Raw genomic sequence first — 14377 nt, forward strand, 5'->3', positions numbered from 1 at the left:
AGAAGGCGGGGGAACTTATGAAAACAGAGGATTTGGCAAAAGAGATTATTGCCAACATAGGTCAGGATAATATTACGTATGCCACCCATTGTGCAACAAGATTGAGATTCAATGTAAAAGATGAATCTCTGGTCAATTTGAAAGCGCTTGATCGGTTGGAAGGTGTGCTCAGAGCCCAGTTCAACAGCGGACAGCTGCAGATCATAATTGGTGCAAAAGTCAAGATTGTATTCGATGCAGTAAGTGAACGACTCGATCTGGAGAATTCAGATATCGAAGTCAAAAGTGTGAAGCAGAAAAAGAACGTGATATCACGGGTTGTAGAGACGATTGCAGGTATATTCGGACCTGTAATCCCTGTATTGATCGGATGCGGCATGGTCAAGTCTGTACTGGCCATTCTGACTACCATGAAGCTCTTGGAGACAACAAGCGGCGCGTATGTAACCTTTAATCTGATTAGTGATCTGATCTTCTATTTCTTCCCCTTCTTCCTAGCGGTTAGTGCAGCCAAGAAATTCAAAACAAACGAGTATCTGGCAGTCGCCCTCGCAGGGGCGTACATGTACCCTACCATTATGGAGGGGGCGGCCAAAGCAGCGGAGACAGGTATTACCAGCATAAGCTTTTTTGGGCTACCGTTACTGCTGGTCAATTATAAATCCACCATTATTCCGATCATACTCTCCGTATGGGTCATGAGTTATGTATACCGCTTCGTGGACAAACGCATCCCGGATATGTTCAAAATCCTGTTCGTTCCGATGCTTGTGCTATTCATCATGGTTCCACTGGGACTGATCGCCATTGGGCCGCTTGGAACCTACATCGGCAAGGGTGTAGCCGCGGTTGTCACATATCTGTATACGGTGAATGGTGTCATCGGCTCCTTCCTGTTCGGAACCTTCAGACCGATTCTGATTATCTTCGGCATGCACTATGCGATTACACCCATCAACAGCCAGCTGATTGCAGAATACGGCTATTCCGTAATTTCTCCGGCGAACCTGACAGGGAATCTGGCTCAGGCCGGAGCTTGTCTGGGCGTATTCTTCTTATTGAAGCATAAAGCCAGCAAGTCAAGTGCATTATCCAGCGGTGTAACCGCATTATTCGGTATCACAGAGCCGGCGATCTTCGGATTCAATCTGAAGTACAAAAGACCATTTATCTGTGCCATGTTAGCCGGTGGTATTGGAGCTGCTTATATTAACTTCTGGGGCGGCGGTGCTACAGCCTTAATCTTGCCGGGCATCCTGGCATTGCCAACGTATATCGCGGACAGCTATATTCACATCATTATTGGTATTGCAATCAGTATTATTCTTGCTATGGGGGCTGTGCTGATCTGGGGCATTGAAGAGGATATTCCGGCAACCGCTAATGCTGCTTCCGGAGATGCTCCTGCCACACCGGTTAGCCCTGTGACCAGCGGAGCTGCCCGTCCGGCAGGACCTCTTATGATCTGCTCCCCTATTAATGGAACAATCAAAGATATCACAGCAATTGATGATCCGATCTTTGCTCTGGGCAGCGGGGCAGCCATTGAATCCGTGGATGGAAAGGTATATGCCCCGTTTAACGGAAAGGTTGTATCCTTATTTCCAACCCGTCATGCGATTGGTCTGATGTCCGATGAAGGTGTTGAGATGCTGGTGCATGTCGGAATCAATACGGTCAAGCTGAAAGGCAAGCACTTTACTGCACATGTTCAGCAGGATCAGATTATCCGGCAAGGTGATGTGCTGCTGGAATATGATGTTGAAGCGATCAGGGCAGCCGGATATGATACTGTCGTTCCCGTTATTATCTCAAATACTTTTGATTATCAAGGTGTAGAACAGGTTGCTGCCGGTCGTGTGGCCCCGACTGAGCACCTGCTGCGTATACAAGTCTGAAGGAGGAGACATCATGAGCAAGTTAGCAGAAGACTTCCTGTGGGGAGGCGCTGTAGCAGCCAATCAGGTTGAAGGGGGCTGGAACCGGCGCGGCAAGGGTGTCAGTGTTGCAGATGTGATGACAGCTGCTGCGCATGGTGTAGAGCGGAGAATCACCGATGGAATTGAAGAGAATGTGTATTATCCCAGCCATGAGGCAAGTGATTTGTATGCCCGCTACAAGGAAGATATCAAGCTGTTTCATGAGATGGGGTTCAAATGCTTCAGAACCAGTATCGCTTGGACCCGGATCTTCCCCAACGGGGATGAAGTAGAGCCGAATGAGGAAGGGCTGCAATTCTATGATGACCTGTTCGATACTTGCCTGGCCTACGGAATTCAGCCCGTGGTCACAATCTCGCACTTCGAGATGCCTTATCATCTGGTGACAGAATACGGAGGATGGCGCAACCGCAAATTGATTGATTTCTACCTGAACTACTGCGAAGCCATCTATACCAGATACCGGACCAAGGTCAAGTATTGGATGACTTTTAATGAAATCAACATGATTGTACGGAAGCCCTGGAAGCCTGGAGGTATTAAGTGGGCTGAAGGGGAGAACAAGCTGCAAACGATGTATCAGGCAGCACATTATATGCTGGTAGCCAGTGCAAGGGCTGTCAAGCTGGGTAAAGAGATCAATCCCGAATTTGTCATCGGCGGAATGTTCCTTCATCCAACGTCTTATGCAGCAACCTGTGATCCTAATGATGTGCTGGCCCATGTCAAAAAACTTCAACAAGCCTACTTTCTGCTCGATGTTCATGTCAGAGGGAAGTACCCGGCCGCGTACTATGCCTTTCTGAAGCAGCACGACCTGGAGATCCAGACAGCGCCTGAGGACGCAAGAATTCTAACCGAGGGAACGGTAGACTATATCGGCTTCAGCTATTATTCCAGCTCTGTTGTTATGGCTAATTCCACTGACCAGGATAAGAGCGAGGGGAATGAGATCAGCGGATACAAGAATCCGCTCCTGCCGGCCAGTGAATGGGGTTGGCAGATTGATCCGGTCGGACTCAGAATTACGCTCAACTGGCTGTATGACAAGTACCAAATTCCACTTTTCATCGTAGAGAATGGTCTTGGTGCCGTAGATACACTGGAGCAGGATGATAAAGTGCATGATCCTTATCGAATTGACTATCTTAGACGGCATGTGGAAGAGATGAAAAAAGCCATCCTGGAAGATGGGGTAGAAGTGATGGGCTATACCCCTTGGGGTTGCATTGATCTTGTCAGTGCAGGAACAGGAGAAATGAAGAAGAGATACGGCCTGATCTACGTTGATAAAGACAATGATGGCAAAGGCACCTTAAGAAGGGTCAAAAAAGATTCGTTCCACTGGTACAAGGAATGTATCGCCAGCCACGGGGAGAATTTATAGGCAACAATCATTCGGCATGATTTGTAACAAAAAAGAAATATACGTTTTTATGTGGAAAGTCTGCAATGCTAGGTTGCAGGCTTTTTGCTATGGAAGCAATAACATTCATTGACAGTTCGTGAAAAAGTAGATGATAATTTAGTAGATTCATCCTATAAATAATGGAAATTAGATCTATCAAATCTTCAAGGAGGCGGGCATGGAAGCAACCTATGATCTGTTTACGATTAAAACGCATTGCATGAATTTCCTGAACTACGCTTATCTCGGTATTGACAAGACTTCCCGCAAAGCTTTTGTAGTTGATCCATCCTGGGATGTATCGCAGATGATCCGTATTCTGGATTCGCATGAGGCCACAGTCACGGCTGTTCTGCTGACCCACTCTCATTTTGATCATACCAATATGGTGAAGAAGCTTGAGCTGCTCTATCGTCCTACTGTCTACATCTCCAAAACCGAGGCAGATTACTATAAATACCGCTGCAACCGGCTCCGAACCGTCGAGGACATGGACCTCATTCGTATCGGTGATTCACGGATTACCTGTCTTGTGACGCCCGGCCATACGCAGGGAAGTGTCTGTTACTGGGGGCAGGACCATCTGTTCTCCGGGGATACGGTATTTATTGAAGGCTGCGGCTTATGCGACAGTAGCGGAGGCTCGGCTGAGGATATGTTCAACAGCATCCACCGGCTCATCCGGCTGATTCCTCCCAGCACCCGGGTATACCCGGGACATTCCTTCGGCGATCCGCCAGGCAAAGAGATGAGCTATCTCTACAAAAATAATCTGTATTTCCAGATTGATGATATCAATCATTTTGTGAAATTCAGGAACCGTAAGAATAATGCCAGACTGCTTGATTTCAAATAAGCTGCTCTACAATCAGGGGGGACGGAAATGCACAGCGAAATCGTATTTATGTTCTCCGGGCAAGGCTCGCAATATAATAAAATGGGGCTTGAATTGTTCGGGAAGCAGCCGGTATTCCGGCAATCGATGGAACGCCTGGACCGGATTGTTCATCAGCTGACCGGCAAGAGCGTGATCGAAGAGCTGTATCAGAACTCACGAGGTAAGGGTGCCAGCTTCGAAAATATTGTCTTTTCCCATCCTGCAATCTTCATGGTGCAATACGCGCTGGCGGAGACTCTGGAAGCTGAGGGAATCACCCCACGCTACACGCTGGGAGTCAGTCTCGGGGAGTATGTGGCGCTGGCGGTGACTAAAGTACTGACGCCTGAACAGGTGCTGGAGCTGATTGTGACGCAAGTACGGCTGCTAGAGGATACCTGCGACAACGGCGCGATGATTGCTGTTCTGGATCATGTGCAGCTCTATCACCGGAACGCCGAGCTGAACACCCGCTCCGAACTGATCGCTGTGAATTTCGACAAGCACTTCACTATCGCCTGCAGAAGCGGGCATACCGGCGAAATCCAGCAGTTCCTCAGAGCACAGGGTGTGGCCAGTCTGAAGCTGCCTGTGAACTACGCCTTCCATTCCTCATTCATCGATGAACTGGAGAAGCCTTACCGTACATATATGAAGAAGATCGAATACAAGGCTCCTGCCCCGGGAATGACACTGGTATCGGCCATGGCAGGGGGAAGTGTGCAGAAGGTGGATGAATCCCTCCTGTGGGATGTGGTGAGGAAGCCGATGAATTTCCGCACAGCCCTGGAGGGTCTGAGTGCCGGCGGGCCGCGGTTGCTGCTCGATCTGAGCCCGTCGGGTACACTGGAGAACTTCAGCAAGTATATTCTCGGCAAGCCGCTGGCCCATAAGGTCCGGTCAGTGATTACACCGATGGCCAGCGAGCTGAAGAAGCTGAATGAGATTGTGAATGATACCTTAGAAGTCTGATTAAGCCCAATCCCTTCAAGCAGCGTTTTCTCTAAGTTATGGAGAGCCGCTGCTTTTCTGTTGTTGTAATTTGTGTATAATACATGTACAACCATACATGTAACGGAGGGAACGATGAAGCGGTTCATGCCATATCCATCCCTCTCGAAGAGGTTAAGGGCGTATATGCCCTTTCTATTCAGCGGAAGTATGCCGCTGCGGCGAAAGATTCTGCTAAGCAACCTCCTGATTGTCCTGCTGGCACTGGTGATTTTCATGGTCAGCATTCAGCGGATTGTCTTCAATCAGACCCTGGAGAGAACCACGGCAAGCTCACAGCAGGAAGTGAGGCTGGTCAAGCAGTCGATGGAGACGGTGTTCCAGTCGGTCCAGAATTTCACCAAGTTCGTGCTGATCAATCAGGACACCCAGAAGCTGCTCAGCAGCGATACCGGTACCGGCAATGATGTTGCTGCATTGAAGTCGATCTACAATACACTTGCAGCGATGCTAGTAACCGAGCCGAATATCGATTCCGTAATTATTGAATCCTTGAGCGGCGACCTCTATTACACCTCCAATCTGACAGGCGTGACCCGGGAGCGTCTTGGCATCTACCCCAGAGCAGAGATCGATGCAGCCAGAGGCGGCGCGGTCTGGGCCGATTCGCTTACGCCTGCCTTTCTGTCCGGGATGAAGCATAAGAATATGATCAGTGTAGGCAGGGTCATTAAGAGCCTGGAGAGCGGCACCCCGCTTGGCTATATCTATGTCAACATTGACGAGCGTACGCTTGCCCGCCTCTACCATAATGAACAGAACCCGGAGAGTGCTACGCTGGTCATCAACCGGGACGGGCAGATCATCTCTGCGAACGAAGCTTCAAGGGTGAATCAGCCGGTCCCGGAGGCATCCCTCGCAGGCTGGGTCCAATCAGTCCCGCAAGGGACGCGGACCCAGGAGGTTGCCGAAGACCGCTATTTAGTATCCATGCAGAGTCTCGCTTCCTATGACTGGAAGGTAGTCCAGCTGGTGACGATATCAGAGCTAACCTACGGGTACTGGAAAATCGCTCTGCTGCTGGCCGGGTTTGGCCTGATCAGCATCCTGTCGGCCGTGCTTCTGTCTATTCTGTTCGCCCGCCGGCTGACCCGGCCGCTCAGCCAGCTTAGCGAGGTGATTGTCGAGGTGGGCAGCGGGAATCTGGAGCGGCGAGCCGCCGCCGATTCTGAGGACGAGGTCGGGCGGCTCGGAGCTACCTTCAATGAAATGGTGGAGCGCATCCAGGGCTTGATGGTCCAGGTGGAGACGGAAGAGAGGACCAAACGGATGCTGGAGCTGCGGTTGCTCTATTCGCAGATCAAGCCGCATTTCCTGTACAATACACTGGATACCATTCGTGCGATGGCTGTGATGTCCGGGGCGAAGGACATTAGCAAGATGCTGAAGGCACTGGGTGAGTTCTACCGGATATCGCTTAGCAACGGACAGGAGCTGATTACGGTGGCCCAGGAGCAGAAGCATCTGGAGAGCTACCTGTATATTCAACAGATCCGTTTCCCTAAGCTGAACTACCGGATATGGATCGAGCCGGGGCTGGAGTCCTGCCTGGTGCCGACCATGCTGCTTCAGCCGCTGGTCGAGAATGCGATCCACCATGGCATTAGAGGGATGGCGGACGGAGGCTGGTGTGAAATTACCTGCGAAGCGGAGACCTCGAATGGACAGAGCCGGCTCTGCTTCACCGTCCGCGACAACGGCAAAGGCATGAGCGAAGAGCAGCAGCGGCTGATCTGGTCCGGGCATGACAGTGCGGAGAGGTACAGCTTCGGACTCCGAAACATTCAGGACCGCATCCGCCTGCGTTTCGGCGGGGTCTACGGAATCTCTCTGACCTCTGAGCCGGGTAAGGGCGTAGAAGTGAAGCTGCGCTTGCCGCTGCTTCTGCAGACGAACGAACAGGAAGAGGGGACAGTCAGACTATGAGTACAGCACCGGTAGCCCGCGTCCTGATTGTGGATGACGAATATTATTTCAGGCAGCTCCTGATCCGTCTCGTGGACTGGGAGGCCGCCGGGTTCGAGGTGGCCGCAGAAGCGGATGACGGCACGACCGCATTGCAGATCATCGGGGAGCAGCCAATTGATCTCATCATTACGGATATTGAGATGCCGAATATGAACGGGCTTGAATTCATTGGGGAGGTCCGTAAGCTGAATTCGGCGGCCAAGCTGATTTTCATCACCAGCTACGATAATTTCTCTTATGCGCAGCAGGCTATATCGCTTGGAGCGGACCATTATCTGCTGAAGCCCGTCGATGAGGATGCTGTCGAACAGGCCCTCCGCACAATCCGGGCGCAGCTGACGGAGAAGTGGGAGGCAGAGCGCTACATCAACCGGCTCAGAATCAAAGCCGGGGATGTGCAGGAGCCGCAGGCAGGCGATGCCCGTGCGCAGAAGCGGCAGAGCAGTGGCACTGCCTTAATCAGCAAGACCATCGCCTATGTGACGGCACATTACGCTGAGGATACATTGTCACTCCAGAGTACGGCCAGCGCCCTGTTTGTGAACCCGAGCTATTTAAGCCATGCGTTCAAGAAGGAGACCGGCGAGTCTTTTGTGGAATATGTAACGAACGTCCGTCTTGGGGAGGCTATGAAGCTGCTCAGCCAGGGGGCCACCGGGGAGGAAGCCCCGGCACCCAAGATTGCGACGATTGCCCGGCAGGTGGGCTATAAAGACCCGTTCTATTTCAGCAAATGCTTCAAGAAACGTTACGGAATGACCCCGAATACCGTATACAGCGGTTCCTATTCGGATACATAAAGAGCAGCTATACTCAGAGTCCGGTGTTTTGCAGCCGGGCTTTTTCATTTGATTACATTTTCGCTGATTAAAGTTAACCCTATGTAAAGCTGCCGTTAACATGGGAACGCCCCGTAAATTGAGTGTAAAGTAATCTGACATACCTAAAAATTTTACTGTTAGAACCAATATATCTCCATTCGTGCACGGCGGTTCACTTGTTAAGATGATACCTGTAAGTCAAAACCCGAAATATTGAAAGGTGGTCCAACACAAATGTTCGGAAAAAAGCTTGGGGTAGTTGCAGCATCCATCGCGCTCAGCAGTGTAGTGCTTAGTGCTTGCGGAGGAGCCAATGGTAACGAAGGGGCAACTCAGAATCAGGATGCGAAACCGGCGGAAGGCAAGGAATCTGTCTCCTTATGGATGTTCGATGCAGATCCGATGTATCAGGCTGCTGCCGAGGCTACCGCAGCGGAAGTCGGCGTGGATTTGAACTATGAGTACATACAAGACGAGACCTACAAGACCAAAATCAGTGTTGCACTGGCTGCCAATGAGCTGCCGGATGTCTTCCAGCAGCATGCCGGGAAGTCCTACCGGACACCTGTACTGCAATCGAAAACGGTAGCCCCGCTGAACGATACCCTGGATTCCACGGGACTTGGCGCGAAATTTCTGGACAACCAGCTGGTAAAGGAGGAAGACGGCAATATCTATTCCGTTCCTTCCAACATCAGTACAACCCTGGTCTTCTACTATAACAAAAAGCTTATGAGCGATCTGGGCGCTACGCCTCCGGCAACCTGGGACGATCTGCAGGCGCTTGTAACCAAGGCCGAAGCTAAAGGGATTATCCCTATCGCCCTCGGCGGCAAGGAAAGATGGCAGGGCGATCTGCTGTACAACATGCTCGTAGCGCGTCAGGACGTTAACGCCTTCGACAATGCGATTAAGGGCGATGCGAAGTTTACAGATGCTCCATTTGTAGATGCAGCGAAGCAGGTAGCCACCCTGGTAAGCAGCAATGCCTTCCAGAAGGGCTTCCTCGGCTCGGCTTACCTGGATGCCCAGGAGCTGTTCAAGAACGATAAGGCTCTGATCTGGATTGACGGCAGCTTCAACTTCGGCGCGCTGTCGAAGGCCATGGGCGATAATCTCGGATATATCGCATTCCCGAAGACTGGTGCAGAGGATGTCTACAGTGCGACGATCGGCTTCCAGAACTCGGCGGCACCTTACTCCTTGTTCGTGAACAACAGCTCTAAGCACGTGGGCAAAGCCAAGGAATTCGCTATTAAGCTGTCCCTCAAGCTCAATGATGAATTCGTACGCAAAGGCCTGCCGGGCTATGCCGCCAGCGAAGTGAAGTCGGAGTCGCAGAATGAGCAGCTCTCCGCTTATGCTACAGATATCAGCAAAACAGCCAAAACCCAGGCGATGTGGTTCGGCCTGCTGTCGGCAGATACTGGTCAGGAATACCGCGATATGACGCAGCAGCTCTATGGCGGCAATCTGACGCCTGAGGAATACACAGCACAGCTGGAAACACTGCTCCGTTCGGCAGAGTAAGACAGGTTTTACAAATATAATAGGGGAAAGGCGATGCAGTCTCTTGGACCGCATCGCTTTTCTGCACTCTGATAGGTGGATAGTGATGGAAAGAGCGCTCTCGGATAAGAAATTAATCGCTTTGTTTCTAGTGCCCGGTTTAACCGTATTTCTGGTCTTCTATTTCGTGCCGATCCTCATGACGGCGTATTACAGCTTCCAGGAGTGGGACGGGATTAACCCTATGGCCTTCGTGGGCCTGGACAATTACACCAAGATGTTCACCGCAGATAAAAGCTTCTGGAAGGCGGTATGGAACAGTGTGGCCTTCCTGCTGACAGGCGTGTTCGTCCAGCTTCCGCTCTCATTCGGCCTGGCGTTGCTGGTCTCCCGAAAGATGAAGGGACGCAAATGGTTCCGCAATATTTACTTTTTCCCGGTGGTCATGTCAACGACGATGGTCAGTCTGCTGTGGGTCAAAATCTACGATCCGAACATCGGGATGCTGAACACGCTGCTGGAGGCTGCTCACCTGGGCAGCTGGGCCCAGGCCTGGCTTGGAGATACCAAGACGGCACTCTTGTCTGTTCTGATTGTAACAACCTGGCATTATGTAGGCTATAACATGCTGATCCTGTTCGCCGGTATCCAGGGCATCTCGGAGCAGTACTATGAGGCAGCGAAGCTGGACGGAGCTGTCGGCTGGAAGGCCGTCCGTTATATCACGCTTCCGTTATTGTCTGATGTGCTGCGGATTTGTGTCGTGCTGAACGTGATTTATGCGCTCAAGACCTTTGAAAGTGTGTATGTTATGACCAACGGCGGACCGCTGCATTCTACGACCATGATTGCCCTGAAAATGTTCCAGGAAGCGTTCCTGAAGCAGAACTTCGGTTACGGCAGCGCACTTGCTGTGTTCATGGTGCTGGAGTGTCTGATCATCGCCTGGGTGCTCAATAAAGTGCTTACCCGTGAAAAAATTGAATATTAAGGAGGACCGGACATGCTGAAGAGTACTAAAAACACAGGCCTCTATCTACTGATGGGCCTCATTGCCGTCCTCCAGTTGTTCCCGCTCTACTGGCTTGTGGTCAGTGCATTTAAGGATAATTCGGAGATTATCGGTGGAGTAGTCTGGGCGCTCCCTACAGAATGGCGGTTCAGCAATTTCTCAGAAGCCTGGGTAAGCGCCAAGGTGAATCAATACTTTTTCAATAGTGTGTCAGTTACGCTGATTACCCTCTTTTTCGTGCTGCTGTTCGCTTCGATGATGGCTTACGCGCTGACACGGATGAGATTCAAATATAACGGATTGATTCTGTTCATTCTGCTCATGGGGGTCATGGTGCCGATTCATGCTACGCTGATTCCGCTGTTCATGATCCTGAAGAATCTCGGCCTTCTCAGCTCACGGCTGTCGATTATCCTGCCGTACATCGCTGTGAATCTGCCAATTGGCGTCTATATGCTGTCGGCGTTCCTGCGGAGCATGCCGAAGGAGCTGGAGGAGGCTGCGTTCATCGACGGCTGCGGGGTGGTGAAGTCCTTCTTCAAGGTCGTGCTGCCGCTGCTGAAGCCGCCGCTGGCCTCGGTTGCGATCTTCGTGTTCCTCGCTGTGTGGAATGAGCTGCTAATGGCGGCAACCTTCATCCAGAAGGAATCGCTGCGGACGCTGCCGCTCGGGCTAATGAACTTCAGCGGCCAGTACAGCATTAGCTGGGGACCGCTGGCCGCAGCAATGGTGATCTCTACGCTGCCGATTCTGCTCGCCTATGTGCTGTTCAGCGATCAGATGGAGAAGAGCTTCACCGCAGGTGCAATTCTGAAATAGAGAAAAGAGAAGGGTGAAAAGAGATGATGGAACCGGCAGCAAGCCGTAACCTGCGCAAGATCGTGATTATCGCTACCTCGGATGTTCATGGCAATCTGTGGGGCTACCGTTATGAAGACGGACTCGATACCGTAAATGACGGGCTCGCCAGAGTAGCCTCTTACGTCCGTGAACTTAGAGAGAGCGGGACGGAGATTCTGCTGATCGATAACGGTGACATCTTCCAGGGGAATATGCTGACTGACGATGTCTACAATAAGCGGCCGGATGAGATGCATCCGGTTGCGGCGGCACTTAATGCGATGGGCTATGCCGCGCTGACCCTGGGCAATCATGAGTTTAACTTCGGCCTTAGCCTGATCGAGCGAATCAAGCAGGAGCTGAGCTTCCCGGTGCTCGCGGCGAATGTCTGGGATTCAGCAGGCAGACCGTTTGCAGAGCCGTATGTGATCCTTGAGCAGCAAGGCATCCGGATTGCGGTCATCGGACTGACGAACCCCAACGTTCCGCGCTGGGATGCAAATAAGGTTGAGGGACTAAGGTTCGGACATATGGCCGAGACCGCGCAGGCGATTGCTGTCTCTCTCCGTGCGGAAGGGAAGGCGGACCTGATTGTGATCAGTGCCCATGCGGGCATGGTCGCAGAGTTCGATGAAGAGGGCGGCTCGGATGCCGCCGGACGGATTGCGGAGCTTGTCCCTGAAGCAGATGTGCTGCTGGTCGGCCATATGCATATTACCGTGAACCAGCGTATAGGGAATACCGTTATTGGCGGACCGCGGGACCGGGGGCGGGAAGTTGTACGCTTCGACCTGACACTGGAGCTGGACAACGGCCAGCCCAAGGTTGTGAGCCGCGAGGTCACGGTGGTAGATATGAGCGGCTGGGAGCCGGACCCGGAATTGCACAATCTGGTTGCCGAGGCGCATGAAGAGACCCTCCGGTTCATCGCCGGAGGCGGCGGAGGCTCTTCGATAGAGGGGGAGGGCGGCATTTTGGGCTATGCGGCCGCCGATTTCCAGCCTGAAGAGACTGCCGGCCTGCCGGCGGGACGAGTGCAGGATACGGCGGTCATTACCTTGATCCAGCGTGCCATGCTGGAGGCCAGCGGAGCAGATGTTGCCGCTACAAGTCTGTTCAACGACAAGGCGGATCTGAAGCAGGGACCGCTGACGTATGCAGACGTCTACCGCATTTATCCTTTTGACAATGTGCTGTATGTCGTAACCGTCACCGGCAAGGAGCTTAAGGCTTATATGGAAGCTTCGGCTGCCCATTTCCGGCAGTGGCAGCAGGGGGACACGGAGATTGCCGCTGATCCCGAGGTGCCGAGCTACCTCTACGATATGTTCGCTGGGATTAATTATCAGATTGATATCTCCCAGCCGGTGGGCCGGCGGATCATCCATCTGGCCTACCGGGGCAGACCGCTTGCCGATACGGACGAGCTACAGCTTGCCGTTAACAATTACCGCTACAGCAGCCTGTTGAAGGCCTCTGGACTGGTCAGCGCCGTCAAGCACTGGGAGTCGGACTGCAGCGTCCGTGAGTTGCTGGTTCATTACATCAGGGAGCGCCAGACGATCATACCGGAGGTAGATCATAACTGGTCTATTGTGGGGATGGATTGATCCCGAATGATTGAATTAAAATAGCCGAGTTCATACTCCGTTCATAATGCCGTCATGTTGAGGACATCTTAATCAAGTAGACTCTATCTATACCGCTAAGGCGAATCTACAGATAGAAGGACAGGAGAAGATGGACATGGCAGGAACCGCTGAAATAAATAAACCTGAAAAGGGACGCAAGAAACGGAGATTATGGTTGAAAATATTAGGTGGCATTATCGGAGTGCTCGTGCTGTTCATAGGCATCACCTTTATCGTTAATGTCATCAGTAACGGGATAGAGAAGAAGAAGATCGAATCGTACGGGCAATACGTCAATGTAGACGGGAAAAAGATGAATGTGCTGATTCAAGGCAGCAGTGAACAGACCATAGTTCTCTTGCCGGGGCAAGGAACCGCTTCGCCTGTGCTTGATTTCAAGCCGCTGATAGACCAATTGACGCCTTCGTACAAAGTCGTAGCCATCGAGCCTTTCGGCTATGGCCTGAGCGATGGGACGGATAAAGAAAGAACGACAGAGAATATCATCAGTGAAATTCATGAGGCTGTGGAGCAGCTCGGTCTGAAGCGTTACATTCTGATGGGACATTCCATTACAGGACTCTATGCTGTATCATATGTAAATGCTTATCCGGATGAAGTTCAAGCCTTCGTAGGAATTGACAGTAGTGTGCCCAATCAGCCAGGCATGGATGTGAAATTGCCTCTCGGAGCGATGAAGTTTGCTAAAGATTCAGGTGTAATGCGGCTGCTAACGAAGCTCAGCGGAGATTCGTTTAAATCGCTTGACTATGATGAGCATACCAAAGAGCAGATGAAACTGATCACCAATGTACACGGCAATAACTCCACACTGATGAATGAGCTTAGCCACCTTGGTTCCAATTTCAAAAACGGCTCAAAGCTGAAATACCCGCAGGATTTGCCGGTCTTGCTGTTCGCACAATCCAATAACGAGAACAACAAGCAGTGGATTCCGCTGCATGAGGAGCAGGCGAAGCAGTCTTCACAGGGTAAATTGATACCAATGGTAGGCTCCCATTACCTGCACCATACGAAGTACAAAGAAATCGTCGAGGAATTCAAGGAATACATGAAGACCGTTCAATTGAAGCAAGCCCAGTAGGGAGAATGGAATACTATAGCGCGGCGCCCCTCGGGGTGCCGTTTTTTCGTAGAAAAATAAGAATTTATATGCTTCGCGCTATAATTATCCTTCTATTTCTCGCTGAAACGGTACCGTCCTTTAAAAGGATGGCAAACCCGTTTCCACTTGATATAACTAATTATAAATGCTCAATTTCGCAACCTATTCCAATTATTGGAGTCTAATTTAAGAATCAGCAATTCTACAAATTAGATGAAATGGATGAGATGCACT

At 51.3% G+C, this 14377-nt stretch carries 11 protein-coding genes; all 11 read left to right on the forward strand.

Annotated features, from left to right (window positions below):
- Positions 1-17: 17 nt before the first annotated feature.
- The 11 genes from NYE26_RS14705 (at position 18) to NYE26_RS14755 (ending at position 14122) form a co-directional block, all read left to right on the forward strand.
- Positions 18-1898 (forward strand): glucose PTS transporter subunit IIA, encoded by a 1881-nt coding sequence (locus tag NYE26_RS14705; protein WP_339256852.1) that lies wholly within the window; start codon positions 18-20, stop codon positions 1896-1898.
- 13 nt (positions 1899-1911) lie between these two features.
- Positions 1912-3327, forward strand: a complete 1416-nt coding sequence (locus tag NYE26_RS14710; RefSeq protein ID WP_339256854.1) for a 6-phospho-beta-glucosidase — start codon at positions 1912-1914, stop codon at positions 3325-3327.
- Positions 3328-3526: 199 nt separating this feature from the next.
- Positions 3527-4204: an MBL fold metallo-hydrolase gene (locus NYE26_RS14715; protein WP_036726939.1), complete on the forward strand. Its 678-nt coding sequence runs from the start codon at positions 3527-3529 to the stop codon at positions 4202-4204.
- 27 nt (positions 4205-4231) lie between these two features.
- Positions 4232-5197 carry an acyltransferase domain-containing protein gene (locus NYE26_RS14720; protein ID WP_339256856.1) on the forward strand — a complete coding sequence of 322 codons (966 nt, stop codon included), beginning with the start codon at positions 4232-4234 and terminating at the stop codon, positions 5195-5197.
- A 165-nt stretch (positions 5198-5362) separates the two neighbouring features.
- Positions 5363-7162 (forward strand): sensor histidine kinase, encoded by a 1800-nt coding sequence (locus tag NYE26_RS14725; protein ID WP_339256858.1) that lies wholly within the window; start codon positions 5363-5365, stop codon positions 7160-7162.
- Positions 7159-8004, forward strand: coding sequence for a response regulator (locus NYE26_RS14730; RefSeq protein WP_339256860.1), 846 nt, complete (start codon positions 7159-7161; stop codon positions 8002-8004). The genes NYE26_RS14725 and NYE26_RS14730 overlap by 4 nt, the downstream gene beginning before the upstream one ends.
- 255 nt (positions 8005-8259) lie before the next feature.
- Positions 8260-9555 (forward strand): extracellular solute-binding protein, encoded by a 1296-nt coding sequence (locus NYE26_RS14735; RefSeq protein WP_339256862.1) that lies wholly within the window; start codon positions 8260-8262, stop codon positions 9553-9555.
- Positions 9556-9640: 85 nt separating this feature from the next.
- Positions 9641-10525, forward strand: a complete 885-nt coding sequence (locus NYE26_RS14740; RefSeq protein WP_036690801.1) for a sugar ABC transporter permease — start codon at positions 9641-9643, stop codon at positions 10523-10525.
- A gap of 12 nt (positions 10526-10537) precedes the next feature.
- Positions 10538-11365, forward strand: a complete 828-nt coding sequence (locus NYE26_RS14745; RefSeq protein ID WP_339256865.1) for a carbohydrate ABC transporter permease — start codon at positions 10538-10540, stop codon at positions 11363-11365.
- A gap of 23 nt (positions 11366-11388) precedes the next feature.
- Positions 11389-12996 (forward strand): 5'-nucleotidase C-terminal domain-containing protein, encoded by a 1608-nt coding sequence (locus NYE26_RS14750; protein ID WP_339256867.1) that lies wholly within the window; start codon positions 11389-11391, stop codon positions 12994-12996.
- A 136-nt stretch (positions 12997-13132) separates the two neighbouring features.
- On the forward strand, positions 13133-14122 hold the full coding sequence (locus NYE26_RS14755) for an alpha/beta hydrolase (protein ID WP_339256869.1): 990 nt from the start codon (positions 13133-13135) through the stop codon (positions 14120-14122).
- The last annotated feature ends 255 nt before the right edge of the window (positions 14123-14377 follow it).

It is taken from the genome of Paenibacillus sp. FSL P2-0136 (genome assembly GCF_037975325.1).
In the GTDB taxonomy this organism is placed as follows: domain Bacteria; phylum Bacillota; class Bacilli; order Paenibacillales; family Paenibacillaceae; genus Paenibacillus_AQ; species Paenibacillus_AQ silagei.

Coding starts and splice junctions, on each gene's coding strand:
- NYE26_RS14705 (WP_339256852.1), top strand. CDS start 18: ATGAAAACAGAGGATTTGGCAAAAGAGATTATTGCCAACATAGGTCAG.
- NYE26_RS14710 (WP_339256854.1), top strand. CDS start 1,912: ATGAGCAAGTTAGCAGAAGACTTCCTGTGGGGAGGCGCTGTAGCAGCC.
- NYE26_RS14715 (WP_036726939.1), top strand. CDS start 3,527: ATGGAAGCAACCTATGATCTGTTTACGATTAAAACGCATTGCATGAAT.
- NYE26_RS14720 (WP_339256856.1), top strand. CDS start 4,232: ATGCACAGCGAAATCGTATTTATGTTCTCCGGGCAAGGCTCGCAATAT.
- NYE26_RS14725 (WP_339256858.1), top strand. CDS start 5,363: ATGCCCTTTCTATTCAGCGGAAGTATGCCGCTGCGGCGAAAGATTCTG.
- NYE26_RS14730 (WP_339256860.1), top strand. CDS start 7,159: ATGAGTACAGCACCGGTAGCCCGCGTCCTGATTGTGGATGACGAATAT.
- NYE26_RS14735 (WP_339256862.1), top strand. CDS start 8,260: ATGTTCGGAAAAAAGCTTGGGGTAGTTGCAGCATCCATCGCGCTCAGC.
- NYE26_RS14740 (WP_036690801.1), top strand. CDS start 9,641: ATGGAAAGAGCGCTCTCGGATAAGAAATTAATCGCTTTGTTTCTAGTG.
- NYE26_RS14745 (WP_339256865.1), top strand. CDS start 10,538: ATGCTGAAGAGTACTAAAAACACAGGCCTCTATCTACTGATGGGCCTC.
- NYE26_RS14750 (WP_339256867.1), top strand. CDS start 11,389: ATGATGGAACCGGCAGCAAGCCGTAACCTGCGCAAGATCGTGATTATC.
- NYE26_RS14755 (WP_339256869.1), top strand. CDS start 13,133: ATGGCAGGAACCGCTGAAATAAATAAACCTGAAAAGGGACGCAAGAAA.